This window comes from Nostoc sp. (genome assembly GCF_036917375.1).
Lineage (GTDB): Bacteria > Cyanobacteriota > Cyanobacteriia > Cyanobacteriales > Nostocaceae > Nostoc.
Genome location: NZ_JBALDN010000035.1, coordinates 1 through 24,521 on the forward strand (window position 1 = coordinate 1; position 24,521 = coordinate 24,521).

Sequence of the window (24,521 nt, forward strand, 5' to 3'; positions counted from 1 at the left end):
CCAGGGAGCCACAAAAATGCTCCCTATTTTTTGTCTTCATCATCTTCTCAAACTATTGTCCTGCATAGCTTAGAGTTGCCTTGTCACCCTCTAAGGTAAAAAATACGATTATACGAAGCGACAGCTATTGCAAGTGAACTCTCTAACGTGGATTTCCAGGTTGAGACAACCTGTAGCTATATTCAATAGACTTCTTGCAGAAGTAGGGGAAGGGGCAAAGGTATGGAACTTTCCCTTCCCCTTTAACCTTTAACCTTTCCCCAACCGGAAAGCAAAAATAACTTTGCAAGATGTGTAATATCTGCTGTCAAAAGGTAATGTAGCATTCATTGCCCGCAAACCACGATATTGAATAGACTTCTTGCATAAGTCGGGAAAGGTTAAAGGGGAAAAAGTTCTGTATTGTCCCCTTCCCCTTTAACCTTTACCCTTTTCCCCAAGAGTGCAAAAAGCACAAATGCCAAGAGGTTTAATGAAGATGGAGGGCAGTTCGAGTTTACGGAAGACTGCCTTCTGCTTCCTGTCTTTCTTAATAAATACCTAATCTTAAATCCAATATCTAATTTTTTTGCTATGGTGATCCCAAAGGAATTGTTAAGTGCTTACGAGATGTAAATCAAGTAATTAATTACTCAACAAAGGTATAATATAATACAAAAACTTGCGGACATTTATCTGTAAAATACATCTTTCTTGTTACTTAGTGGGTTGGGCAATACGCGTTTCAATATCTTCTAATGTTTGTAACAATAAACGATTGGCCTGCAATTTCCAACCCCATTTTTGAACTCTGTAAGCTAATACAGTTCCAACTACAGATGCTAACAAGCCTATGGGTTGATTTAAAGAAATTCTTAGTAGCAAACCCAATCCAGCAATTCCCCAAAATGGTAAGGCTACTGCTTGTCTTTGTTCTTCCACAACTTGGGTAATTAGATTAGATTTCATCTTAGCAAGTAATGCCTCTTTCACTTGCTGCTGTTCTGTTACGGATACTGTTAAACCTATTTTACGGCGTAGTTTTTCTATTTTACGGGCATCAGTACTGTATTCAGTTAGTTCATCTTCTGCCATTTTCAGGAGTCGTTCTAGCTGCGCCATAATTTATTACATCCGGTATTTCGATCGAGTTATTAAACTGAATAATTGTTAATTTTTATTGCTTATAGTTTTGGATTTTATCGCCAAATATCAAACTACGCGACAGAACCAAAAATCTCAAGTTGAATATGGGAAAAATAAATATAGTAGCAGTTATGCACTTACAAGTTGAGTATAAACTAAAAAGGTAATATTTATGACTACAGTATCAAAAAGCACTTTGTCTCTATCTGCCCAAGAGCGATCGCTCATTCTCTGGTTTGATGAAATTGGGATTGCTGATATCCCAGTAGTTGGTGGTAAAAATGCCTCGCTGGGGGAAATGATTCAACAGTTAACACCCAAAGGCATTAACGTTCCCACAGGATTCGCCACTACTGCTTACGCTTATCGTCATTTCATTCAATCAGCAGGGTTAGAAGCAAAGCTACGCAAACTTTTTGCTGACTTAGATGTTGAAGATGTCAAAAATTTACGAGAACGCGGCAAAAAAGCGCGATCGCTATTAATCCACACGCCATTTCCTGTAGAATTGCGCGAGGCGATCGCCACAGCATACCATAGTCTCTGCGAACGATACCATGCAGACACAGATGTGGCAGTCCGTTCTAGCGCCACTGCTGAAGACCTTCCCGATGCTAGTTTTGCTGGACAGCAGGAAACTTACCTCAATGTTGTCGGTGTCGAAGGAGTTTTAGCAGCTTGTCATAAATGTTTTGCGTCTCTATTTACCGATCGCGCTATTTCTTATCGCCACGCCAAAGGATTTGACCACTTTAGCATTGCTCTGGCTGTGGGTGTGCAAAAAATGGTGCGCTCTGATTTAGCAACCTCTGGGGTGATGTTCTCTATTGATACAGAAACAGGTTTTAAGGATGCGGCACTAATTACAGCCGCTTACGGTTTAGGTGAAAACGTTGTCCAAGGGTCTGTAAATCCCGATGAATATTATGTTTTTAAACCAACATTAAAAGCTGGTTTCCGCCCAATTATCGATAAAAAATTGGGCAGCAAAGAACTGAAAATGATTTATGATGACGGCTCAAAATTTACGAAAAATGTTTCGGTTTCGCCCAGTGAAAGAGGTAAATTTGCTCTGAGTGATGAAGAGATTTTACAACTAGCAAGTTGGGCGTGTTTAATTGAAGACCATTATTCTCAAGTCCACGGCATTTTCACTCCAATGGATATCGAGTGGGCAAAAGATGGGATAACTAACCAACTTTTTATTGTGCAAGCGCGCCCCGAAACCGTCCAGTCACAGAAGACGGGAAATGTGTTGCGGAGTTATCGTTTGTTATTAGGGAATAGAGAATGGGGAACTTGTACTGAGCGCAGTCGAAGTATAGGGAATGGGGAAAATTCCCACTCCTCACTCCCTGATTCCCAATCCTTAATCCCCCTGGTTACGGGAAGTGCAATTGGGGAAGCAATTAGTCAGGGAAAAGCACGCTTAATTCTAGATGTTCAGAAATTAGAACAGTTCCAAGCCGGGGAAGTTTTAGTGACAGAGAGAACCGATCCCGATTGGGAACCAATTATGAAACGCGCCAGTGCAATTGTCACCAATTCTGGAGGCCGCACGTGTCATGCAGCAATAATTGCGCGAGAATTGGGTGTACCTGCGATCGTGGGATGCGGCAATGCTACGGACATATTGAAACCTGGCCAAGAGGTAACAATTTCTTGCGCTGAAGGGGAAGAAGGAAAAGTTTATCCAGGCTTATTACCTTTTGAAGTTAAAGAAGTTCCTTTAGAAAACTTACCCCGCACCCGCACTAAAATTTTAATGAATGTGGGTAATCCCCAAGAAGCATTGAGTTTATCGGCAATTCCCAACGATGGCGTAGGTTTAGCGCGGACAGAATTTATCATTGCTAACCAAATTCAAATTCATCCAATGGCGTTGATTCATTATGACTCGTTAAAAGATGAATTTGCCAAAGCTAGAATTGCTGATATTACCTCACTTTATGACGATAAACCCCAATATTTTGTAGATAAATTAGCTCAAGGCATTGGTAGAATTGCCGCAGCATTTTATCCTAAACCAGTGATAGTCCGAACCTCAGATTTCAAAAGTAATGAATATGCGAATTTATTAGGTGGACGACAGTTTGAACCCCATGAAGAAAACCCAATGCTGGGTTGGCGAGGGGCCGCGCGTTACTATGATGAAGGCTACAGAGAAGCTTTTGCCTTAGAATGTCATGCCCTCAAAAGGGTACGGGAAGAAATGGGTTTGACGAATGTCATCCCCATGATTCCCTTTTGCCGCACCCCTGACGAGGGGCGTTTGGTTTTAGCAGAGATGGCAAAAAATGGTTTAAAGCAAGGTGTTAACGGCTTGCAGGTTTATGTGATGTGTGAGTTGCCCAGTAATGTGATTCTGGCTGAGGAATTTGCTGAGGTATTTGATGGCTTCTCAATTGGTTCTAATGATTTAACTCAATTGACACTAGGGATAGACAGGGATTCGGCATTAGTAGCGCGATTATTTGATGAACGTAGTCCAGCTGTTAAGCGAATGGTAAAAATGGTCATAGAAACAGCGAAAAAATGCGATCGCAAAATCGGCATTTGTGGGCAAGCACCCAGCGACTATCCAGAATTTGCCCAGTTTTTGGTGGAACAGGGAATTGACTCGATTAGTCTAAATCCTGATTCGGTTTTAAAGACGATGCTAGAAGTGGCAAAAGTCGAGAGTGCTGAGTCCTGATTGCAGTGGGTTTTGGTGTGTTAAATCGAGCGGTCGCACCGACACAACAATGGTAATGCAATACTTTTCGGGTTTTGGGGGAAAGGGGAAAGGGAAAGGGAAAGGGTTTGAATTTACCTTTCCCCCTTTGCCCTTTAACCTTTTCCCAGACCAAAAGAGAGATTGTTAGGCTTATCCGAAAAGTATTGAATGGTAATGGATATTGGGCAATTGTCGAAAAGGAAACTACAAGAATTGTGGAAAGTATCCTTCTGAAACAATTGCCCGAAAAACATGGTTTACCCACTCAAGATTATGAGGTAGGCTGGCACTTGTGGCAAGCTTCTCCTGTTCCAAATCCCAAAGAGTAGAGGGGGATAAAGAGAGACAATAAAGACAAGCGGGCCTAATGACCAATGACCAATGACCAATGACCAATGACTAATGAATAAAAAATGGTTCCGAATTGGGATGGTGAGTGTATTTATTCTCTCACTTGCCTTACGGTTTTGGGGACTGGAGCGATTCAACACTCTGGTATTTGATGAAGTTTACTTTGCAAAATTTGGTAATAATTATCTTACGCATACGCCATTTTTTAATGCTCATCCGCCGCTAAGTCAATATATGATTGGCATCGGCATTTGGATTGGCAGTCACATTCCTTTTTGGCACGATTCAGTAAATGGACTGACAGGTTCATTGCGATCGCCTTGGACTTATCGTTGGTTAAATGCCCTCACAGGCTCATTTATTCCTGTAGTTGTGGCTGCGATCGCTTATCAGTTAAGTTATCGTCGTACCTTTGCAATACTTGCAGGATTATTCACAGCTTGTGATGGTATTTTTTTAGTTGAGTCTCGGTATGCTCTAAGTAATATTTATATCGTCATTTTTGGTTTATTAGGGCACTGGTTTTTATTATTAGCATTAGATAACCAAAATCGGCGACGTTCTTTTTGGTTAGTTTTTGCTGGCATTGGTTTTGGTGCCTCAGTCGGTACTAAGTGGAATGGTTTATGGTTCTTATCAGGTGCTTATCTCATCTGGATAGTAGCTTGGGTAATTCATTTGATACATTCTTTTCCTAACTCCAAACTATTTTTTAGATCCCCTTCATCAGAACAGGAGGCAGGAGGCAGGAGGCAGGAGGCAGAGGGCAGGAGTCACGAGGCAGAAGGCAGGAGTCACGAGGCAGGAGTTTCTACTTATTCTCCCTCATTCCTCTCATCTTCCTTATCTCCCTCATCTCAGACACCACTACAAAATTTAACTCAGCTAAATATTTTTCAGATGCTGTTTTATCTAGGAATTATCCCAGCTTTTATCTATAGCATCATCTGGATTCCTCACCTTCAACTAGATAAAACTTATGGATTTATTGCAGTACATCAGCAAATTTTGAAGTTTCATTTACATCTAGGTGGTAATAGTCCTAATGTGCATCCTTACTGTGCTGCTTGGTATAAATGGCCTTTGATGACTCGACCAATGGCATATTATTATCAAACGGCTGAAAGTATCACCGAACCCTTACCTGTGATGGGGCCGCCTTTACCTGCTGGTGCTGGACAAGTTATTTATGATGTCCATGCAATGGGCAATCCATTTTTGTGGTGGTTTGGTGTCGCTGCCATGTTGTTTTTAGTAGGAATGCTGGTATCACAAGTGGTAATTCCTTGGGTGAAAGAAAAGCGTTTTTCTATGCCTGCAACTCTTAGTGTTGATACTTGGATTGCTTTGTATTTAGTTATAAACTATGCTGCGAACTTATTACCTTGGGTGAAGGTGACAAGGTGCGTTTTTATCTACCACTATATGTGTGCAGTCGTGTTTGTATTTTTAGCGATCGCTTGGTTTGTCGATCGGTGTCTTTGCAGTTATTATCAACAACTCCGAGCGCTAGGTGTCACCATTACTTTTATTATTCTGGCTGCTTTTATTTTCTGGATGCCCATTTATTTGGGTTTACCCCTTTCTCCTAACGGTTACAAGCTGCGAATGTGGTTCAACTCTTGGATTTGAATTCAAGAGTCAGAATCAAGCCGATCGGGTGCGATCGCTGCCCTATCCGCCATTTAAGCAGAATTAAATTCTGTAGCTTGCTTCCCTGAAAGGGTATTCTGGCTCCTGAATTCTGTTCTTAACATAGCTACACATATATAGAATTGTTCAATCACACGGTTTTCACATTTCTTATCGCTATGTAACTTTAGTCACTGTTAGACTTTTCAAAGCACAAGCAGATAAAACTAAGGCTGCAAAACGCAACACCAGGGCATGGGAAATTAGATACTAAGTAAAAATGATGAATGGAAAATTATAAAATTTTTACATTCATCATTCTGCATTATTATAGATACTCTAGTTTTGATGCTCCCGGACAACACAGGAGGATCGTCATGGAAATGAACTTACAATTGCCAGGTATTAATTTAATTAGCTTGAAAGAGGCACCGATTCATATTTCTAGCCAAATTCAGCCTCATGGTGTCCTGTTAGTCTTGGAGGAGCCTGAGCTAAAAATATTACAAGTTAGTACTAATACATTAAAGATTTTCGGAATTGCTCCCGAAAATATGTTACACAAAAAACTAGAAGATTTACTCGATCCCTTTCAAATAGAGAGAATTAAAACAGGGCTATCCGGGGAAAATCTTGATTTTATTAATCCCACCAAAGTTTGGGTGCGAAAAAAAGGTGATGACTACATAGTATTTGATGCAGTATTTCACCGCAATACAGAAGGATTTTTAATTCTGGAGTTAGAACCTGCTCTTACTCAAGAAAATATTCCGTTTTTAAGTTTTTATCATCTAGCTAGAGCATCTATCAATCAACTAGAAAAAACAGCTAATCTCCGTGACTTTTGTCAAGTTATCGTTCAAGAAGTTCGGAAAATAACGGAATTTGACAGGGTAATGTTATATAAATTCGATGATGATGGACATGGTTCCGTTGTCGCTGAAGAAAAGCTAGAAAGCTTAGAACCATATTTAGGACTGCATTATCCAGAGTCAGATATTCCCAAACCAGCGAGAAAGTTATTTGCTGCCAATTCGATCAGAATCATCCCCGATGCTTATTCTCAGCCAGTCAAGCTTTTTCCTGTCAATAATCCAATTAGCGATCGCCCGATTAATTTAACCAACTCTATTCTCAGAAGTGCTGCTTCCTGTCATACAGAGTACTTGCATAATATGGGTGTTGGTGCATCGCTGACTATCTCTTTAATTAAAGACCAAAAACTCTGGGGGCTAATTGCTTGTCATCATCAGTCCCCTAAACATGTTTCCTACGAATTGCGTAAAGCCTGCGAATTTTTGGGACGAGTCATATTTGCAGAAATCTCAGCTAGAGAAGAGACAGAAGATTACTATCACCGGATAAATCTGACACACATTCAATCAGTCTTGATTGAATACATGTCTCAAGAAGAAAACTTTATTGATGGTTTAGTTAAAAACCCGCAGCATCTTTTAGATTTGGCTAGCGCTCAAGGTGCAGCCGTGTGTTTTGGCGGAAATTGCACGGTAGTTGGTGAAACACCTAGAGAAGAAGACCTGAATTTTTTAGTTCAATGGCTGAAAAATAATGTTGAAGAAGAAGTCTTCTGTACAGATTCTTTGCCGCAAATTTATCCAGATGCCGAAAGTTTTAAAAATGTCGCCAGTGGTTTATTAGCTATTCCCATCGCCAAGCGAAATTATGTTTTGTGGTTCCGACCAGAAGTAATTCAAACTGTAAATTGGGGTGGCGATCCTAATAAGGCGTTTGAAGTTAACCAGTCAGAAGGAAATGTTCGTCTGTGTCCGCGTAAATCGTTTGAATTGTGGAAAGAAACGGTTCGCTTAACATCTTTACCTTGGAAAGATGTAGAAGTTAAAGCAGCACTAGAATTGCGGAAAGCAATTGTTAATATTGTGCTGCGTCAAGCCGATGAACTAGCCCAGTTAGCGCAAGATTTAGAACGTTCTAACGCCGAATTGAAAAAGTTTGCCTACGTCGCCTCCCATGACTTGCAAGAACCACTCAATCAAGTTGTAAATTACGTACAGCTGTTAGAGATGCGCTATAGCGAAGAACTTGACGAAGATGCTCAGGAGTTTATTAGTTACGCTGTGCAGGGAGTTAGCCTGATGCAGACGTTGATTGATGACGTGCTGGCATACTCGAAAGTGGATATGCAAGCGATCGCATTTCAAATGAACGAGGTAGAGACAGCCTTAAATCGGGGATTGGGCAATTTGCGTCAACGCATTAATGAAACTGGCGCTACTATCACCCACGATCCCTTACCCGTAGTCATGGCTGACAGCACCCAACTGATGCAGCTATTCCAAAACCTCATCGGTAACGCCATTAAGTTCCACAGCGATCAGCTGCCACAAATCCACGTGGGAGCAGAAAGGATAGAAGATGCATGGCTATTCTCAGTTCGGGATAATGGAATTGGCATCGATCCAAAATTTAGCGATCGCATTTTTGTAATTTTTCAGCGCTTGCACACGCGGGATGAATATACTGGTACAGGTATGGGTTTAGCCATCTGTAAGAAGATTGTTGAATGTCACCGGGGGCGGATCTGGGTAGAGTCAGAACTGGGTGAAGGCGCAACCTTCTACTTTACGATTCCAGTTGGAGGACGCGAACTTGAGCGTAGAAACGGGAGAAAAACACAAAACCATCTTTTTGGTCGAGGACAATAAAGCTGACATTCGCTTAATCCAAGAAGCGTTGAAAAATAGTTCAGTGTCCTACCAAGTAGTAACGGTCAGGGATGGCATAGATGCTATGGCTTATTTACGCCAAGAAGGTGAATATGCTGAGGCAGCGCGCCCTGACCTCATCCTGCTGGATTTGAATTTGCCTAAAAAAGATGGTCGAGAAGTACTGGCGGAAATAAAAGCCGACCCACTACTAAAGCGTATTCCAGTTGTTGTGTTAACAACCTCAAAAAATGAGGATGACATTTTTCACAGCTACGATTTACATGTGAATTGCTACATCACTAAATCTCGCAACCTCAACCAATTATTTCAAATCGTCAAGAGTATTGAAGATTTTTGGCTCTCTACCGTGACTCTACCATCAGAGTGAGGCAGGGGGCAGGGGAGATGGGGGAGCAGGGGGAGCAGAGGGAGCAGAAGAATTATTGATTAATGCTCAATGACTAATGACTAATGACAAGATAGAGGAGCAATAGGGGGTGAAACCCGAAGATTATGGTTGTGAGCTACTCAGTAAAAATCTTGTTAATTGAGGATAACCTAGCTTCTGCTAGGTTGTTACAAGAGTTTCTGACCCAAGCCCAGTCGCAAGAGTTTACTCTGGTTCATGTGATGCGATTGGGGGAAGCACTTCAGGAATTAAGTCAATGTAATTATGATGTTATTTTATTAGATTTAACTCTACCTGACAGTCAAGGATTGTCATCTCTACCTCCTCTGATCGATCGAGCGCCAAGTACACCGATTGTTGTCTTAACCAATACAAATGACGAAGAACTGGCAATTGAAGCAGTGCGTCAGGGGGCGCAAGATTATCTAGTCAAGCGCCAGGTAAATGTTGATGTGTTGGTTCGTTCTTTGCGTTATGCGATCGAGCGCAAGCAGGTTTTAGAATCATTACGCACCGTCAATGAAACGTTACAAACTAGGGTTGAAGAACGAACTGCTGAACTCGTAAAAGCCAATGAACTCAACCAGTTCAAATCTGAATTTGTCTCAATGCTCTCCCATGACATCCGCAATCCGCTAAATACTATTCTCTTGGCTGCTGGATTGCTACAAAATCAGGATGAAAGATTAACTAAAGAGAAAAAACAGAATCATTTGCAAATGATTCGCTCGGCAATTAAAAACATGGCGCAGCTATTGGATGAAGTTACATTCATCGGTAAAGCTGATTCTGGTAGACTCGGTTTTGAAGTCATCTGCTTAGATTTAGAAGCTTTTTGTCGCCAAATGGTTGATGAAGTTCGATTGATTGCAAATGATAAGCATCTGACTTTAGTGTTCGCCAGTTTTGGGCAATTAGATGAAGCTTTATGGGATGAAAGCTTACTGCGGCACATTTTGGGCAATTTACTTAGCAATGCTATTAAGTATTCACTACCGGGCGGCATGGTGCGCTTTGAACTAATTGGTCAGGAAAAAGCGGTAATTTTCCGAGTTCAAGATTGGGGAATTGGCATTCCTCAAGAAAACCAAAAACGACTGTTTCAGCCTTTCCGACGGGCGGACAATGTGGGAAACATACCTGGTACTGGCTTGGGGCTAGCGATCGCCAAAAAATGTGTCGATGCACACGGGGGCGAAATTGTAGTTAATAGCCAAGTTGGAGTAGGTACAACCTTTACCGTCACTCTTCCTTTACTAGAAGATTAAGCGGTTACAGCAATTTTCATCTATGGGGAATACAGTTCATTATTGGGGCACAATAAATATATTGTGCCCTTACGTATGCGATCTCTCAAACGAATTTTCATCCGTGGTAATGGCGACTTCGTTATAACTTTTTTTCTTCTCAGAGGAAATTTATCTTTACAAAAAGGTTACTAAAATTTAACGACTATTTTCGGAATTTACGAATTGGATTTGTAGTCTAATCTAGGCTTACAAAAGGAATGTTTAAAAACCGTTGTAAAACATATTACTTAGCATATTTATTTCTTGCAGAAAATCAAAAATAAATAGTAACAAGTATTACAGTTGCGAAAAAATTAGCTTTTGCAATATTTCCAGAAGTAGAGATATTGCAAAATTATGCATCGTTCAGAAGACATTTGCGTGTCTACAAATCTAGTTAATACTTATATGTCCGACTATCAAACGAAAATTGAAACAAGAAACATAAATGTAATTAACAGTAAGTATTTAACATCATTTCAGCGAAAATTACTGTTAGCAAGTTTGGAAAAAACTATACCCGAATCTTACCAACAACGTATTAAAATCATGTTGTTGGCAGATGAGGGAAAAACCCAAACTGAAATTTGTCAAATTTTGGGGTGTTGCCTAGCAACAGCAAGGCATTGGATGCACATAGCCCGAACAGGGATGGCGCACCAATGGCAAGATTGCCCCATTGGTCGCCCGAAGGCAATAAATGACGAGTATTTAGAACGTTTGAAAGAACTGATTAAAAGTAGTCCCCGCGATCGTGGCTATTCTTTTAGGCGATGGACAGCTAACTGGCTAGGGAAACATCTAGCGAAAGAATTTGGGATTGAGGTAAGCGATCGCCATATCAAGCGACTACTCAAACAGATGGGATTATCCACAGTACCAAAACCCAGCAATTCTGAACAAAACAGCACTGAACAGGCTTAAGGTTCCAAAATTTTGATAGTGACCTGAGATCGGCGTTGTTTGATAGTTGAAAGGACTCTGGAAAACGTCCAATAAGTTTTGAATTTTTTGAATTTTAGAATTGCTGCTAATTGAGATTTTCTAGGCGAATGCGTGGATCGGCTGCTTTGAGCATCAAGTCGGCGATTAAATTCCCAACAATCAGCAGTACTGCGCCCATAACCAAACTTGCCATTAATAAATATAAATCTTGAGCTTGTAAAGCCTGTAAAGCCAATCTCCCTAAACCAGGCCAGTTGAAGAAAAATTCGGCGATGAAGGCACCATTTAATAAACCAGCTAATTCAAAACCTAATAAAGTAATTAAGGGATTTATGGCGTTGCGGAGTGCATGAACATAGATGACGCGGTTTTCTGGTAAACCTTTGGCACGAGCCGTTTGGATGTAATCTTGACGCAGGACATCTAATAATTCGCCGCGAGTGATGCGTTGCAAACCCGCAAAACTAGTAATTGAGAGTGCGATGGTGGGTAAAATCATGTGCCAGCCGATATCTAAGATTCTGCCAAACCACGACAGTTCTGAGTGATTGATGCTAGTCATGCTACCCACTGGGAAAAATGGCGAGGTGATTTGGGCTAAAACCAGCAGCGCTAAGGCAGTGATGAAACTGGGAAAGCCTTGTCCTGCGTAACTAATCACCTGTAAAATCCGGTCTGCTGGCTTATTTTGTTTAACAGCGGCAAAGATCCCTAAAGGGATGGCGATCGCCCATGTGACAATTAAAGATGCGATCGCTAATAGCAAAGTTGCTGGTACTCTTTCCCACAACAGCGATGCCACTGAACGTTGATAAATAAAACTCGTGCCAAAATCCCCTTTGGTGAAGATTCGCCATAGCCATAACCCAAATTGCTCTGGCCAAGACTTATCTAGACCAAACTGCCGTTTGATTTCCTCAATTCTTTCAGGAGATATCTTCGGATTTTGCCGCAGCGTATCTACATAATCACCGGGAGCCAGTTGAATGATGAAAAACGACAACGCTGAGGCCAACAACAAAGTTAGCAGTGCCTGCAATAGCCGCTTTACCACATAAACAAAAGTTTCGCTCGTGACTAGCTCGATTAGCCAATCCCGACCTGTCTCCAAGGAAATTTTCGTAGATGTCATTTATATTTTGTCCTTTGTCATTTGTTCTTTGTCTTTCGTCATTTGCCAGTTGTTTTGCTATTGACCAATGACTAATGACTAATGACTAATATTCAATTAAAGAGATAATCGGCACGTCTGGCAAATATGTACGCCCTTGTAAATCCCGTAGCTCGATAATAAACCCAAATCCTACTAGTTCGCAGCCAATTTTCTGCACCAACTTTGCTGTTGCACTCGCAGTTCCACCTGTGGCAATCAAATCGTCCACAATTAAAACTCGGCTACCTTGGTGTAAAGCGTCTTGATGCACTTCTAGGCAGTCTGTACCATACTCTAATTCATATTCAATTGAGTGAACGGCTGCTGGTAACTTCCCTTTTTTGCGGATGGGAATAAAACCAGCTCCTAATTTATAAGCCAGAGGTGAACCAAAAATGAATCCCCTCGACTCCATACCAATGACATAATCAGCGGTTATTCCAGCTTCATTGCATTTTTGTGTTAAAAAGTCAATAGTATAGCGCAGTCCTTCTGGATCGCGCAGTAACGTAGTAATATCCCGAAATAAAATTCCGGGTTTCGGGAAATCTGGAATGTCACGAACGAGAGACTTTAAATCCATAAAATGGGGAATGGGGAGTAGGTAATGGGAAATGGGGCATGAGAGAGATAAATTAATAAACAATGCCCAATGACGGCAGTTGCTCCACTTGGGGAGACCCCTGCGTACCCGTCACTGCCTCACCAATGCCCCATGCCCAATTTCAGATACCTGAAAAATCGTACACTATAATGTCATACGCTGGGGGTCAAGTGGAAGTCGAGGCTGAAGCTTCACCCTTCATTGACGATAATTAGAATCTAAACCAAGCTATAAAAGGTATTTCACTAATAAATGAGGTGAATTTAGTTATGTTTTAAAATTTTGATTTCAATATAGGGAAAACTTTGAGTAGAAAGAGTTAAGTAATGTATATATCAGGTAGTCATACTACTGCCACAAGTCTAAGGCTCAAGTCTTGGCTACCGATCTTAAATTTGTTTTATCTAGTCTGTTGGAACCGCACAAGGTATTTATAGAATGAATGTTTCAGCAAGTTTAACGCCGTTCAACAGTCCAACCCAAGACTCACTGCCGATGATTCTGGACACTTTACCAGATCCTGCGATCGCTTCCAAAACGTGTCCTCGGAGAACCAGGCTGCAAATTGACCTGATTTTACTGGCAATAGAAGCTTTAGAACTTGGTGGTTCGGAAGCAATCCTGTCTTTTGCTCAAGAGTTGGATCTGAAAGGAATTGTTAAAGACAGGGTGAATTTATGGCGGATGCGTAGCTCTAACCCGCTACGAAGAGCGCACATGCGCCGTCCCTTAACTATTATGGAAGCAAAAGCTTTGGTGGTCATTGCTTGCTACATAGCACGGCGTTTAACTGTTGTCATCCGCCAGTTATTAATGATATGTCAACAAATGGAAGAAAAACAGATTCCATTAGAACAGAATTTGCGGCTATCTAATTATTTAGAGCGGTTTAGAGCGCATTTTAAAAGCCGGATGAATGCTCGACGTTCTGGTGTACTAGCATTAACTTCTGATGAAAAATTAGATGCGCTAGCAATAAATTTGTTAGGACAATTACTATTTTGTACTGGTACTGCTGGAATGCAGCGGTTCTGGATTAGTCTTTTTGACGGTGAAGTGGAATGAATATTCAACGTAAGTACAGTCTACCTAATTGTACTCTTCTTTTAGAAGGGTTAAGTGATGTCACTAGGGCTGCACAGTTCCAGGAAATGCGCCCAGAATTATCGATATTGGTAAATGCAGAATGCTATTTATCTGGTTACAATCAACCCCTAACCGGAGGGCGAGAATTTTTTGAAAGTTTGGTGAGGGCTGTTAGTGGTTACGCTCAAGAATTTCTGAGTACTGTACCCAATCCGCAAGCACACAACCAGGAATCGGAGCTAGTAGAGTTTCAAAAAATTGACGGCAACCGCCACAGGTTGATCGTACATTCAGAGAATGCTCCAGAGGGGTTCGATCGCTCTAATAATTCTAAACGTCCGCCTATTGAAATAGATTTGAATACGGTACAGTTGTTCGATTTGGTAGAAGCAGTGGATCAGTTTTTCGCTGATACTCAAACTTTACCAGAATTATCTCTAGAGCTACAACCAGTTACTAGACGCTATGGCGGTGCTAGTCAGGCTGTAATTAGGCAAGCTATTCCTGCGGCTGTAGGAGTATCAAGTTTAGCAGTAGCAGCGATCGCATTTAACTTGATTCCACCTCCCCAAATTCGTCCACCACAGCCTAAGCCAGATGAACAAAGTAGCTCTACAACAAAGAGCCTTAATCCTCCAGTATCAGCAGCTGCAACACCCATCGAGGCTGGAACACCTACAGCAACACCCACAGCTGATGAAAAGCCAGCAGTCAAAGATTTAGAAGCACTTTTAAATACAGTTCCAGAAATTACCGATCCATCGCAGCTGCGTGCATTGAATCGTCAAGTGTATAATCAAGTTCATCCAGCTTGGACTAGGCGTTCAGGATTGCAACAGGATTTGATCTATCGTTTAGGTGTAGCTGCGGATGGAGCGATCGTTGGTTATAAAGCGGTGAATAAAGAGGCCAATCAAGAAGTCGGGCAAACTCCTCTGCCTAACCTACTTTACAATCCTGCTAACCGCGCTCCCATTTCTAATGAACCGATAGCCCAATTCAGAATAGTGTTTACTACAAATGGTGTGCTGCAAGTTAGCCCTTGGCGAGGATACGCTAAGACACCAGAGGTAGTCGGTGCAAAAATTACTGACTCTAATATCACTAAAGGTTTAAATAAAAAGCTTTATAATACAGTTCGTCAAACCTGGAGTGGCACCCCCACCTTTACGCGAGATTTAAAATATCGAGTAGCAGTCAACAAAGATGGTGTAATTGCTGACTATGAACCACTTAATCAAGTCGCCTTTGATTATTTCCGAGAAACACCTCTTCCTAAGATGTTTAACGACATCTATGGTTCTAATGTAGCTGCTCCCAATAACAAAGAACCTCTAGCCCATTTCCAAGTGATATTCAAGCCTAACGGCAAGCTTGAAGTCACTCCTTGGAAGGGATATCAGTAATTGGGTATGGGGCATGGGGCATTGGGTATGGGGCATTGGGCATGGGGCATGAGGCAAGAGAATTAAGTTAGTATTCCCTATTCCCTATGGCTTTTAAATAAGCATTGAGCTTGGGTAATAGTTCATCAAGAACTGGTTTAAATCTGCTCACCTGTTCATTTGTCAATAAATGTCTGGCGTAGGCTAACCTCAACCAACTGATAGTTTCATACAAAGACCCTCTCGCAATCTTGACAAAACGTCGATTGTCTTGGTCGTTGTACCTACCTCTACCTTCCGCGATATTCGCACAAATACTATCAGCAGACCGAACAATTTGCTTGCCCAGTGTATCTTTAGTGAAATTGTCCCATCCTTTAACAATATGCCAAATTGCATTAGCAAGCTTTTCAGAAAGTTGATAAACTTCTAAGTCCTCAAAATCCGGTCTTCTCACAAAGGTCCATTGATCATTTATTGATCAATAGTTCCCAATTTTCAATTCTCAATGCCCAATGCCCAATCCCCAATGCCCAATTACCTTGTAATTCTCCGCATATAATTTCCCCACAATTGAGCTGCTTGAGCGCTGCTGCCAGATGTCGGAGAATTATTGTCGTTTCCCAGCCAAACGCCAGTTACAAGTCGTTGACTGGGGATAAAACCAATAAACCACAAGTCAACGTTTTTATCAGTCGTGCCAGTTTTACCAGCTTCACCTAATCCAATGGCAGCACTACGACCAGTACCTCTGGCGATTACACCGCGCATCAAACTAGTCATTTCATCAGCGACATTAGTTGTCAACACTCGTTTGTTGGCACCTGGATCTTGGTCGAAGGAATAGATTACACGACAGGTTTTGATATCATTGCGATCGCTGCAATCACCACTGTCTAAAATTCGGCTAATGGCATGGGGAGGATTCGATACACCGCGATTGCCAATAGCGCCAAAAGCACCAGTCATTTCCAAAACATTGACTACGCTTTGACCCAGTACCAAGCCGGGAACCGGATCGAGGTTTGATTTTATACCCAAACGCTGCGCCATTGCTACAACTTTATCCAGCCCGATTTGTTTGGCAACTCTCAAGGCGATGGGATTTTCTGAAAGCGCCAGCCCGGTGGCAATATCTAAACTAGTGTCAGCACCAGCACGACAGGGTTTATAAGTAAAGCCTTGCCAAGTTAAAGGGGCGCAGGAATAACTGTCGGATGGCGAAATTCCCTGTTGAATAGCAGCAGTGTAAGCAAAGATTTTGAAGGTGGAACCTGGCTGTCTTTTGGCTTGAACAGCACGATTGAACTGACTTTTTTTGTAATCAGTGCCGCCTACCATTGCCAGAATACTGCCTGTACTAGAATCAAGAGTGACTAATGCCCCTTGAGAAAAATTAAAAGTTCTACCAGAGTTGTTGACCGAATTACTTAATGCTGCTTCTGCTTGTCTCTGTATCGTAGGATCGAGCTTGGTTTCAATGATATAGTTTCCTTCTCTTGCTGCTCCCTCTCCCAAGATTGATTCAAGTTCAGAGAAGACGTAGCTGTAAAAATAAGGTGCGATCGTTTTCGCTTGCTGTTCGCAGACTTTAGGACTAATTTGAACAGTGGAACGTCTAGCTCGGTTCGCATCCTCTGCTTTAATTTTGCCCATCTCCAGCAACCGCTTAATCACACGATTTCGGTATTCAGCCGCTTCTAGCTTATTTGGCCCATCCCCACAAAAATCGAAAGCGTTGGGAGCAGGTAAAATTCCTACCAATGTTGCTGCTTCTGCCAAAGTTAATTCTTTAGCCGGCTTCTCAAAGTAATACCGAGCTGCATCCTCAAAACCAGAGGTATCACCTCCCAAAAAAACCCGATTTAAGTACATCAGCAAAATATCATCTTTGCTGTAAAAGGTTTCGAGCTTTAAGGCGACAACTGCCTCCCGCAATTTGCGGCCAAGGGTATCCTGTCTACCTACATACTCGCGGAACAAACTGCGGGCAACTTGCTGGGTTACAGTACTGGCTCCTTGTTGCACATCTCCGGTGCGGCTATTAATCAACACAGCCCGTAAAATCCCCAGAGGATCAACCCCAAAGTGCCAGTAATAACGACTATCCTCTGAAGCCACTACCGCCGCAGGCAAATAAGGGCCAAATTCATCTAATCGCTTCATGTCCACATGAGAGATTGTCCGAGGTTCTCTCAGGGGAGTGGCTCCATCACGGGCGTAAACAACTACTGGGGCGCGTGTAGCTGTCGGTAGAGGCTTGACTGAAAATTTTAGCCATTCAACGCCAATCACTAACGTTAACAGGGCACTGACACCACCAACTCCATAAGCTGTCCAACTTGCAGCTTTGACATACCATGCTGGTGGATCGACATATTGCAACCGTACAGAAGCGGCGAGTTCTGGGGGTCCCAGAGTCAGAATATCGCCGTGACGCAGTTCTAGAGAACTAACACGACGTTTGCCACGATAAATGCCATTGGTGGAGTTTTCGTCTTTGATCGTGAAAACTGGTGTGCGCTGACTAGAATTCCGCGATAATGAGAGGTGAATTTGGCTGACAACAGGGTTACGGATAACGATATCGCTGGATTTCGAGCTACGACCGAGAATATAGCGATCGCCCAACAGTGGATATACTTCTGCTTTATCCGCCCCCGCATCCTGCACCCAAAGTTCCGGTACTTTGGCATTAGGCTTGAGCGCCAATTTTGAAAAATCGACCCTAGCTTGAATCGTATGTACTGCTTGAGTCAGTTGACCTAGTAACGTTTGTGGCTTGTGAGGGGGTTGGGGAGAACTCATCGGCTATTCACATCACAGTTTTTAATGAAGAATCGGGCGAATTACAATCAATTTTAGATGTTAGTCTTTCATCATTTTACTCATAAGCCAAAGCATAAATTAGCTCTACGGGGCTTTTTGATTTAATTTATACTTAAATTTATATTAAAACTATAAAGCATTTGTGATTTTAATCACTTCTTTATAGAATTAAATACTGTTTATGTATTCTCATAAGCTTATCTGGGCTAGTATTAAACCTTCAATAACTACAAGTATAATTTTTGCATTTGTCTTTTTAAACACTAGTTATCAATAAACAACTGATTTAAATGTTACCAATTTTACATATTCACATATTTTGAAACAAACCTAAATATCTTCATTTAGGAAGATTTTCTAAATCTTAATTATCTGCTTTAATAGGGCGAGTGTTCCGTTGAGGTTAATTGCAGAATGATGGGAAAATCTCTGAGCCTGATTGGTGCAGCTTTATCTTTGGCACTTACCACTAATATTGCTGTAGCCGAATCCAGTAAATCCCCCATAGCCCAATCTAGTAGCGACTCCACTAGCGCACCAACGGAAATCAAGCTGTCGCCAGAAGGTAAGAAAATTCTGTGCGATCATTTTCCGCTAAACTCTCGCTGTCCCGGCGGCACAGCAGCCACTCCTAGCGCTCCTGGTAGCACTACAGTACCAGCAGAAACAACAACTCCTGATAGCACTACTACTCCTGATAGCACAACTGCACCAGGAACCACTCCTTCTGGATCTGGTACTCCCGAAACCACTCCAGCACCAGGAAGCACAACTCCATCGGCACCTGGCGCACCTAGCAACTTAACTCCACCACCAGGAAGCTCGACTACTCCTGAAGGCGCACCTAGCAACTTAACTCCACCATCAGGAAGCCCAACCACTCCTGAAGGCGCACCTAGCAACCTAACTCCACCAGGTAGCTCAACGACTCCTGAACAACCTGGCACTCCTGGTAGCACTACCGAACCAGGTAGCTCAACGACTCCTGAACAACCTGGCACTCCTGGTAGCACTACTGAACCAGGTAGCTCAACAACTCCTGAACAACCTGGCACTCCTGGCACTCCTGGTAGCAGTATCAAACCAGGTAGCTCTCCCAGTACTCCTGGCTCTAGTTCGCCAAAAACTCCTACCACAGGTAACTAAATTAAAAGCTGGGGCATAATATAAATAATGGTTTGCCACCAGCGATCGCCGGTGCATCTTTCTTGAACTCTTGCACCAGTTATGCAAACTGGTGTTAGGTGACAAATAAAAATTGATAAAACCTTATACGTAAAGTCTTCGCATATAAGACTAAGCAAGGGTTTCAATAAGTCAATAGCCTGGGATTAATCATCCCAGGCTTAATAGTTTAATGGGATCTGCCTGTTGGAGTCGGTGTTTTTTGCAAAGAAGCAATTAACAGGCAAACAATACCGATACTAATAAATGAATCTGCCACATTAAATACAGCAAAGTTAATCAGGCGAAAATCAAGAAAATCAACGACGTAGCCTAAAACAAAACGATCGATACCGTTGCCCATCGCTCCACCTAAAATTAAGCCATAGCCTAACTGATCCCACAAATTTAATGTTGGGCCAATTAATGCTAATGCTATCAATACTAAACTCACTCCTAAAGACAGCCAGCGCAACCACTCTACTTTCCCGCTCAACAGACTAAAAGCTGCACCAGTGTTAGTGACATAGGTGAAGTGAAATATCCCAGGTAAGAGTGGTAGTGTCTGCCCCAAGCTAAAGCTTTGTACTACCCAGTACTTTGTTATTTGGTCTAAGAAAAAAGCAATGAAGGCAGCAATCCAGAAAAGACGATTTTTTAAATGCATGGCGAATTAGTCATTGATCGTTGGTCGTCGGTCATTAGTCATTGGTCATTGGTCATGAGCTTTTGACAAATGACAAAGGACGAAAGGCAATGAACTAATAAAACATTAAGTGACGCAATATATATGCTATTACAGTAACTGCACAGACCACGGTTAGTTGACCTGGTAGTGCAAACCAGGAGTATTTAAGGATTGCTTGCATCAAGGGTAGATTTTCTGTGCCTTTCCACTGAAAAAAATAGCTAATAATCAAATAAGTAATACCGCAGATGTGGAGAGTTAACAAGCCACAGACACAACTAAAGGCAAGAGTTTCTAATCGAGGTCTGGCTTTAAAGGCAACTAAGCCACAAATCCAAGCCCCAGGAATAAAGCCTAGTAGATAGCCAAACTGAGACAGCTTGATATAACCAATACCGCCGCCATCGGCAAATACTGGTAATAAGGTTAACCCCATGACTAAATAGGCAATTTGCGAGAGCGCACCCGCATTTTTGCCTCCTAAACAACCCACTAACAATACTGCGCCAATTTGAAAAGTGACACCTAAAGAAAAAGTCTGAATTCCGTGCTGACTCCAAGTCCAAGGAAAGGTGATGCCATAAACTTCTAAGAAGGTACCACCCATTGTCAGGAGTAAGCCAATCATAGACCATAGTAATTGATTGGAAGCGGCAAACATTTATCAGGCAACCAAGGAAAAGCAAAAAGGAAAACCAACAGCAACTAGCATATTCATTAATTTTGAAATGAAATTTGTGCTTACATCTTAACGAACTAGCATATTTTCTTTTGCCTTTTTGGTATGTAATTTTTCAGTTCTACGAATTGTAGCTGAGGTGTCTATTATCTGATTTTCTTGGCTGAGGCGTGCTGTGAATTCTGGTATTTAACCTAAAATATGGTAAATTAACATTATTTATATTTGTATTTATACTGGTTTTGCAAAGCACTGCCTAAATTTGGCTACAAAGTGTTTAATGCTTAATCTTAATTAATATTTATATATTATTTTTTTATGACTTGACCAACGAAATTACACTACCAATAAATTTTTGTAAATAGGTATAACAAACTTACGGTAGTAATATTTCTATCTTGAACTTAAAGTAAGGTATAAAATTTATCAATAAAAACTAAAAACAAGGGTTGACTCTTCATCAAAAAAACAAGTATCTTTATTGCTTTGTTAACCTTTCGTTAATCTCTATTGTTGTGCTTTGGGAGTATCTTAGAAACGCTCACCTGAAAAGTTACTAAAAAATTGATAGCGATGCTCTCACGTCTTAGTGCAACAAAAACTCATCGCCTCACAGGTTCAATTTCAGTGTTAGCACTGACAATCAGCCTAGCAGCTTGTGGCGGACAGCAAACACCAGATGGTACAGCTACCAAGGATACACCTTCTGGTACTGCTACAGATACTACTGCCTCTAGCCCAGCTAAATTAGACCTTGGCGGAACCGTAAAGTTAAGCGGAGCTGGTGCGTCTTTTCCGGCACCACTGTACGATACCTGGTTCACAGATTTAAACAAAAAATATCCCAATCTGCAAGTTGATTATGCATCAGTTGGTAGCGGTTCTGGAGTTGAACAATTTATCAAAGGCACTGTAGACTTTGGTGCCAGCGATGTCGCAATGAAGGATGAAGAAATCCAGAAAGTACCAGCAGATAGAGGTGTTATTTTACTACCTGTGACTGCTGGTAGCATCGTGTTGGCTTACAACTTGCCTGATGTTCCAGAACTCAAGCTACCACGAGCCGTTTACGCCGATATTCTACTAGGCAAAATCACGTCTTGGGATGATGCCCAAATTGCCAAAGCTAATCCAGGTGCAAAACTTCCGAAAGAGGCAATCACAGTTATTTATCGTTCCGATGGTAGCGGAACCACTGGTGTGTTCACAAAACACCTCAGCGCTATCAGCCCTGAGTGGAAGAGTAAAGTTGGTGAAGGCAAAACTGTCAACTGGCCTAAGGGAGTCGGTGCTAAAGGTAACGAGGGTGTTACTGCCCAAATCCAACAAACTCAAGGTTCCATTGGTTATGTCGAGTATGGCTATGCCAAACAAAATAGTCTCAAGTTTGCTGCTTTGGAAAATAAAGGCGGTAAGTTTGTTGTAGCTAGTGAAGAGTCAGCTTCTAAAACTCTCGAATCAGTACCTCTACCCGCAAATCTCCGCTCCTTCATTTCCGATCCCGAAGGGGCTGATTCCTATCCCATCGTCACTTACACCTGGATTTTGGCTTACAAAAAATACCCCAATGCGGCAAAAGCCAAGGCGATTGAAGCTGCGATCGAATACGCTTTAACTGATGGACAGAAGCAGGCTAGTGCATTAGGATATGTTCCTCTACCGACAAATGTCATCACAAAGGTGGCTGCTGCTGCTGACCAAATCAGCCCAGAATATAAAATTTCTGTTGCTAGTGGTAATAGCGCTAGCAAGTAAGTAATAAACCATGCCTATCCAGTAGTAACTTTGCACACGGAGTTACTATTGTATAAGTCAGTTTAAATAGATGATGAGGCGACAATTTTACTAATATGGTTGCCTCCCATATTTTTCTCTGATTTAATTCTGAAAGTCGGTATTCATGACTACAAATTCTCAAAATCTGTCATCAGCGATGAAAAATCGCTCTGACGCCGAAAAATCCCTAGATTTGGGTTTTATTTGGCTGACTAAAATTTTCGCTTTTGGGGTTGCTGGCATTTTATTATGGATCGGGTCACAAGTTGCAATTGGTGCTTGGCCTGCTATTCAACAGTTTGGTGCCAGCTTTTTAGCCAATACCACTTGGAATCCGGTTAATGATACCTATGGGGTGCTACCTCAAATTTATGGAACTCTCGTGAGTTCTTTTATTGGTCTGCTTATAGCAGTCCCAATTGGCGTTGGTACTGCCATTGTACTGAGCGAGGATTTTTTACCTGCAAAAGTGAAACTGGTACTGGTTTTTGCGGTAGAACTGCTCGCAGCTATTCCCAGCGTTGTCTATGGCGTGTGGGGTATTTTCGTTTTGGTGCCAATATTAACCAGCTTGGGAAAATGGCTGAATGGTTACTTCAGCTGGCTGCCATTTTTTAGCACTTCTCCGACAGGGCCAGGAATGTTGCCGGCAGGAGTCATATTAGCGATTATGACTTTGCCCATCATCACAGCTTTATCCCGCGATGCCTTGATTTCTGTACCCCCCAGTTTGCGCCAAGCTTCTATCGGACTGGGAGCAACCCGCTGGGAAACGATTTTGCAAGTTCTTATCCCAGCAGCTTTTTCCGGCATAGTTAGTGCTGTGATGTTGGGACTGGGCCGGGCAATGGGAGAAACAATGGCTGTAACCATGTTAATCGGTAACTCCAACAACATCAGTCTTTCTCTTTTAGCACCAGCCAATACGATTTCTTCTCTACTGGCAAATCAATTTTCAGAAGCTAGTGGTTTGCAAGTTTCGGCTTTAATGTATGCGGCTTTAATTCTATTTTTCTTGACACTAGTAGTCAATATTCTGGCAGAGTTGATCGTTCTGAGAGTCAAGCGAATATAGCTTAGTTTTGGGTTAAATTATGACTTCTAATTTTCCAGAGCGCAGTTTAACTCGCTCCGCCATGTCTCAAAGAACACTGTTCAATACAGTGATGACCGTAATCGCTTTTACCTGCGGAGTATTAGCACTTTTACCTTTGCTAGCAGTGCTTTCTTACGTGATTATTAAAGGCTTTAGCAGTCTGAATCTGGCCGTGTTTGTTGAATTGCCACCCAAAGCTCTCCAAAAGGGAGGAGGCTTTGGTAATGCCATTTTAGGCACGCTGCTGATGGTAGGAATTGCTGCCTTGATTAGTATCCCCTTTGGAGTTTTAGGGGCGATTTACATTACAGAATTTAGTTCGGCGAGAGTAGCTAGATGGGTGCGTTTTGCAGCTAATGTCCTTAGCGGAGTCCCCTCCATTATTGCTGGGGTATTTGCCTATGGGATTGTAGTTTTGACAATGGTAAAGTTGAACTTAGGATCGTATTCAGCTCTAGCTGGAGGGTTTGCACTGGCAATTTTGATGTTGCCAATTATTCTACGAACTACTGATGAAGCGTTACAGTTAGTATCGCAAGATTTGCGACAAGCTTCTGTAGGGTTGGGAGCGACTAACTTTCAAACTGTAAGTCAAGTAGTCTTACCAGCAGCTTTACCAGCTATTGTAACTGGGGCAACGCTAGCGATCGCCAGAGCATCTGGAGAAACCGCACCTTTGCTATTTACTGCTCTATTTTCTAACTTTTGGCCAGATGGTTTATTCCAACCAACAGCTTCTCTGGCTGTTTTAGTTTACAAATACGCCATTTCTCCGTTTAAAAATTGGCAATCTCTAGCTTGGGCAGCATCTTTGATTTTGGTATTGATGGTTCTAATCACAAGTATCATCGCTCGCTGGGTAACTCGCAAAAAAGTTTAGTAAAACCATCCACAGTGCGAATCCCAT

The 24,521-nt window shown here is 41.9% G+C and carries 19 protein-coding genes and 1 pseudogene; 13 read left to right on the forward strand and 7 right to left on the reverse strand.

Going from position 1 to position 24,521, the window contains the following annotated elements:
- Positions 1-696 precede the first annotated feature (696 nt).
- Complete coding sequence (locus V7K45_RS08705; RefSeq protein WP_335002380.1) at positions 697-1,101, reverse strand: hypothetical protein; 405 nt, start codon at positions 1,099-1,101, stop codon at positions 697-699.
- Positions 1,102-1,297: 196 nt separating this feature from the next.
- Here V7K45_RS08705 and ppsA point away from each other — a divergent pair, with 196 nt between their 5' ends.
- From ppsA to V7K45_RS08740, 7 genes and pseudogenes are all read left to right on the forward strand, one after another.
- The gene (gene ppsA / locus V7K45_RS08710) at positions 1,298-3,820 is read left to right on the forward strand and encodes a phosphoenolpyruvate synthase (protein WP_335002382.1); all 2,523 of its coding nucleotides are present in this window, start codon (positions 1,298-1,300) and stop codon (positions 3,818-3,820) included.
- Positions 3,821-3,927: 107 nt separating this feature from the next.
- Positions 3,928-4,170 (forward strand): hypothetical protein, encoded by a 243-nt coding sequence (locus tag V7K45_RS08715; RefSeq protein WP_335002384.1) that lies wholly within the window; start codon positions 3,928-3,930, stop codon positions 4,168-4,170.
- A gap of 73 nt (positions 4,171-4,243) precedes the next feature.
- Complete coding sequence (locus tag V7K45_RS08720; protein ID WP_335002386.1) at positions 4,244-5,824, forward strand: dolichyl-phosphate-mannose--protein mannosyltransferase; 1,581 nt, start codon at positions 4,244-4,246, stop codon at positions 5,822-5,824.
- Positions 5,825-6,201: 377 nt separating this feature from the next.
- Positions 6,202-8,508 carry an ATP-binding protein gene (locus tag V7K45_RS08725; protein WP_335002388.1) on the forward strand — a complete coding sequence of 769 codons (2,307 nt, stop codon included), beginning with the start codon at positions 6,202-6,204 and terminating at the stop codon, positions 8,506-8,508.
- A complete protein-coding gene (locus V7K45_RS08730) occupies positions 8,453-8,899 on the forward strand; it encodes a response regulator (RefSeq protein WP_335002390.1) in 447 nt (148 codons plus the stop codon). Before V7K45_RS08725 ends, V7K45_RS08730 begins: the two co-directional genes overlap by 56 nt.
- 125 nt (positions 8,900-9,024) lie before the next feature.
- Positions 9,025-10,188, forward strand: a complete 1,164-nt coding sequence (locus V7K45_RS08735; RefSeq protein WP_335002392.1) for a hybrid sensor histidine kinase/response regulator — start codon at positions 9,025-9,027, stop codon at positions 10,186-10,188.
- Between the two features lie 429 nt (positions 10,189-10,617).
- Positions 10,618-11,124 (forward strand): annotated as a pseudogene (locus V7K45_RS08740) (helix-turn-helix domain-containing protein); the annotation flags it as partial.
- 115 nt (positions 11,125-11,239) lie between these two features.
- On the opposite strand, the gene V7K45_RS08745 reads toward V7K45_RS08740, so the two are convergent.
- Positions 11,240-12,286, reverse strand: coding sequence for an ABC transporter permease (locus V7K45_RS08745; protein ID WP_335002395.1), 1,047 nt, complete (start codon positions 12,284-12,286; stop codon positions 11,240-11,242).
- An 85-nt stretch (positions 12,287-12,371) separates the two neighbouring features.
- Entirely contained in the window at positions 12,372-12,890 is a 519-nt protein-coding gene (locus V7K45_RS08750; RefSeq protein WP_335002397.1) for an adenine phosphoribosyltransferase, read from the reverse strand.
- A 459-nt stretch (positions 12,891-13,349) separates the two neighbouring features.
- Here V7K45_RS08750 and V7K45_RS08755 point away from each other — a divergent pair, with 459 nt between their 5' ends.
- Positions 13,350-13,976, forward strand: coding sequence for a DUF3038 domain-containing protein (locus tag V7K45_RS08755; RefSeq protein WP_335002399.1), 627 nt, complete (start codon positions 13,350-13,352; stop codon positions 13,974-13,976).
- Positions 13,973-15,403, forward strand: a complete 1,431-nt coding sequence (locus V7K45_RS08760; protein WP_335002401.1) for a DUF4335 domain-containing protein — start codon at positions 13,973-13,975, stop codon at positions 15,401-15,403. Before V7K45_RS08755 ends, V7K45_RS08760 begins: the two co-directional genes overlap by 4 nt.
- Positions 15,404-15,470: 67 nt before the next feature.
- Here V7K45_RS08760 and V7K45_RS08765 read toward each other — a convergent pair whose 3' ends face one another.
- Both V7K45_RS08765 and V7K45_RS08770 read right to left on the reverse strand, forming a co-directional pair.
- The gene (locus V7K45_RS08765; protein ID WP_335002403.1) at positions 15,471-15,839 is read right to left on the reverse strand and encodes a four helix bundle protein; all 369 of its coding nucleotides are present in this window, start codon (positions 15,837-15,839) and stop codon (positions 15,471-15,473) included.
- 80 nt (positions 15,840-15,919) lie between these two features.
- Positions 15,920-18,190, reverse strand: coding sequence for a transglycosylase domain-containing protein (locus tag V7K45_RS08770; RefSeq protein WP_335002406.1), 2,271 nt, complete (start codon positions 18,188-18,190; stop codon positions 15,920-15,922).
- Positions 18,191-18,625: 435 nt separating this feature from the next.
- Here V7K45_RS08770 and V7K45_RS08775 point away from each other — a divergent pair, with 435 nt between their 5' ends.
- Positions 18,626-19,357, forward strand: coding sequence for a hypothetical protein (locus tag V7K45_RS08775; protein WP_335002408.1), 732 nt, complete (start codon positions 18,626-18,628; stop codon positions 19,355-19,357).
- A 208-nt stretch (positions 19,358-19,565) separates the two neighbouring features.
- Here the strand turns inward: V7K45_RS08775 and lspA are convergent, their stop codons facing one another.
- Positions 19,566-20,042, reverse strand: a complete 477-nt coding sequence (lspA, locus tag V7K45_RS08780) for a signal peptidase II (protein WP_335002410.1) — start codon at positions 20,040-20,042, stop codon at positions 19,566-19,568.
- A 94-nt stretch (positions 20,043-20,136) separates the two neighbouring features.
- Positions 20,137-20,724 (reverse strand): biotin transporter BioY, encoded by a 588-nt coding sequence (locus V7K45_RS08785; protein ID WP_335002412.1) that lies wholly within the window; start codon positions 20,722-20,724, stop codon positions 20,137-20,139.
- Between the two features lie 591 nt (positions 20,725-21,315).
- On the opposite strand from V7K45_RS08785, the gene pstS reads away from it, so the two are divergent.
- The 3 genes from pstS (at position 21,316) to pstA (ending at position 24,494) form a co-directional block, all read left to right on the forward strand.
- The gene (gene pstS / locus V7K45_RS08790) at positions 21,316-22,497 is read left to right on the forward strand and encodes a phosphate ABC transporter substrate-binding protein PstS (RefSeq protein WP_335002415.1); all 1,182 of its coding nucleotides are present in this window, start codon (positions 21,316-21,318) and stop codon (positions 22,495-22,497) included.
- Between the two features lie 145 nt (positions 22,498-22,642).
- Positions 22,643-23,593, forward strand: a complete 951-nt coding sequence (gene pstC, locus V7K45_RS08795; protein WP_335002418.1) for a phosphate ABC transporter permease subunit PstC — start codon at positions 22,643-22,645, stop codon at positions 23,591-23,593.
- 19 nt (positions 23,594-23,612) lie between these two features.
- On the forward strand, positions 23,613-24,494 hold the full coding sequence (gene pstA / locus V7K45_RS08800; protein ID WP_335002420.1) for a phosphate ABC transporter permease PstA: 882 nt from the start codon (positions 23,613-23,615) through the stop codon (positions 24,492-24,494).
- Positions 24,495-24,521 lie beyond the last annotated feature (27 nt).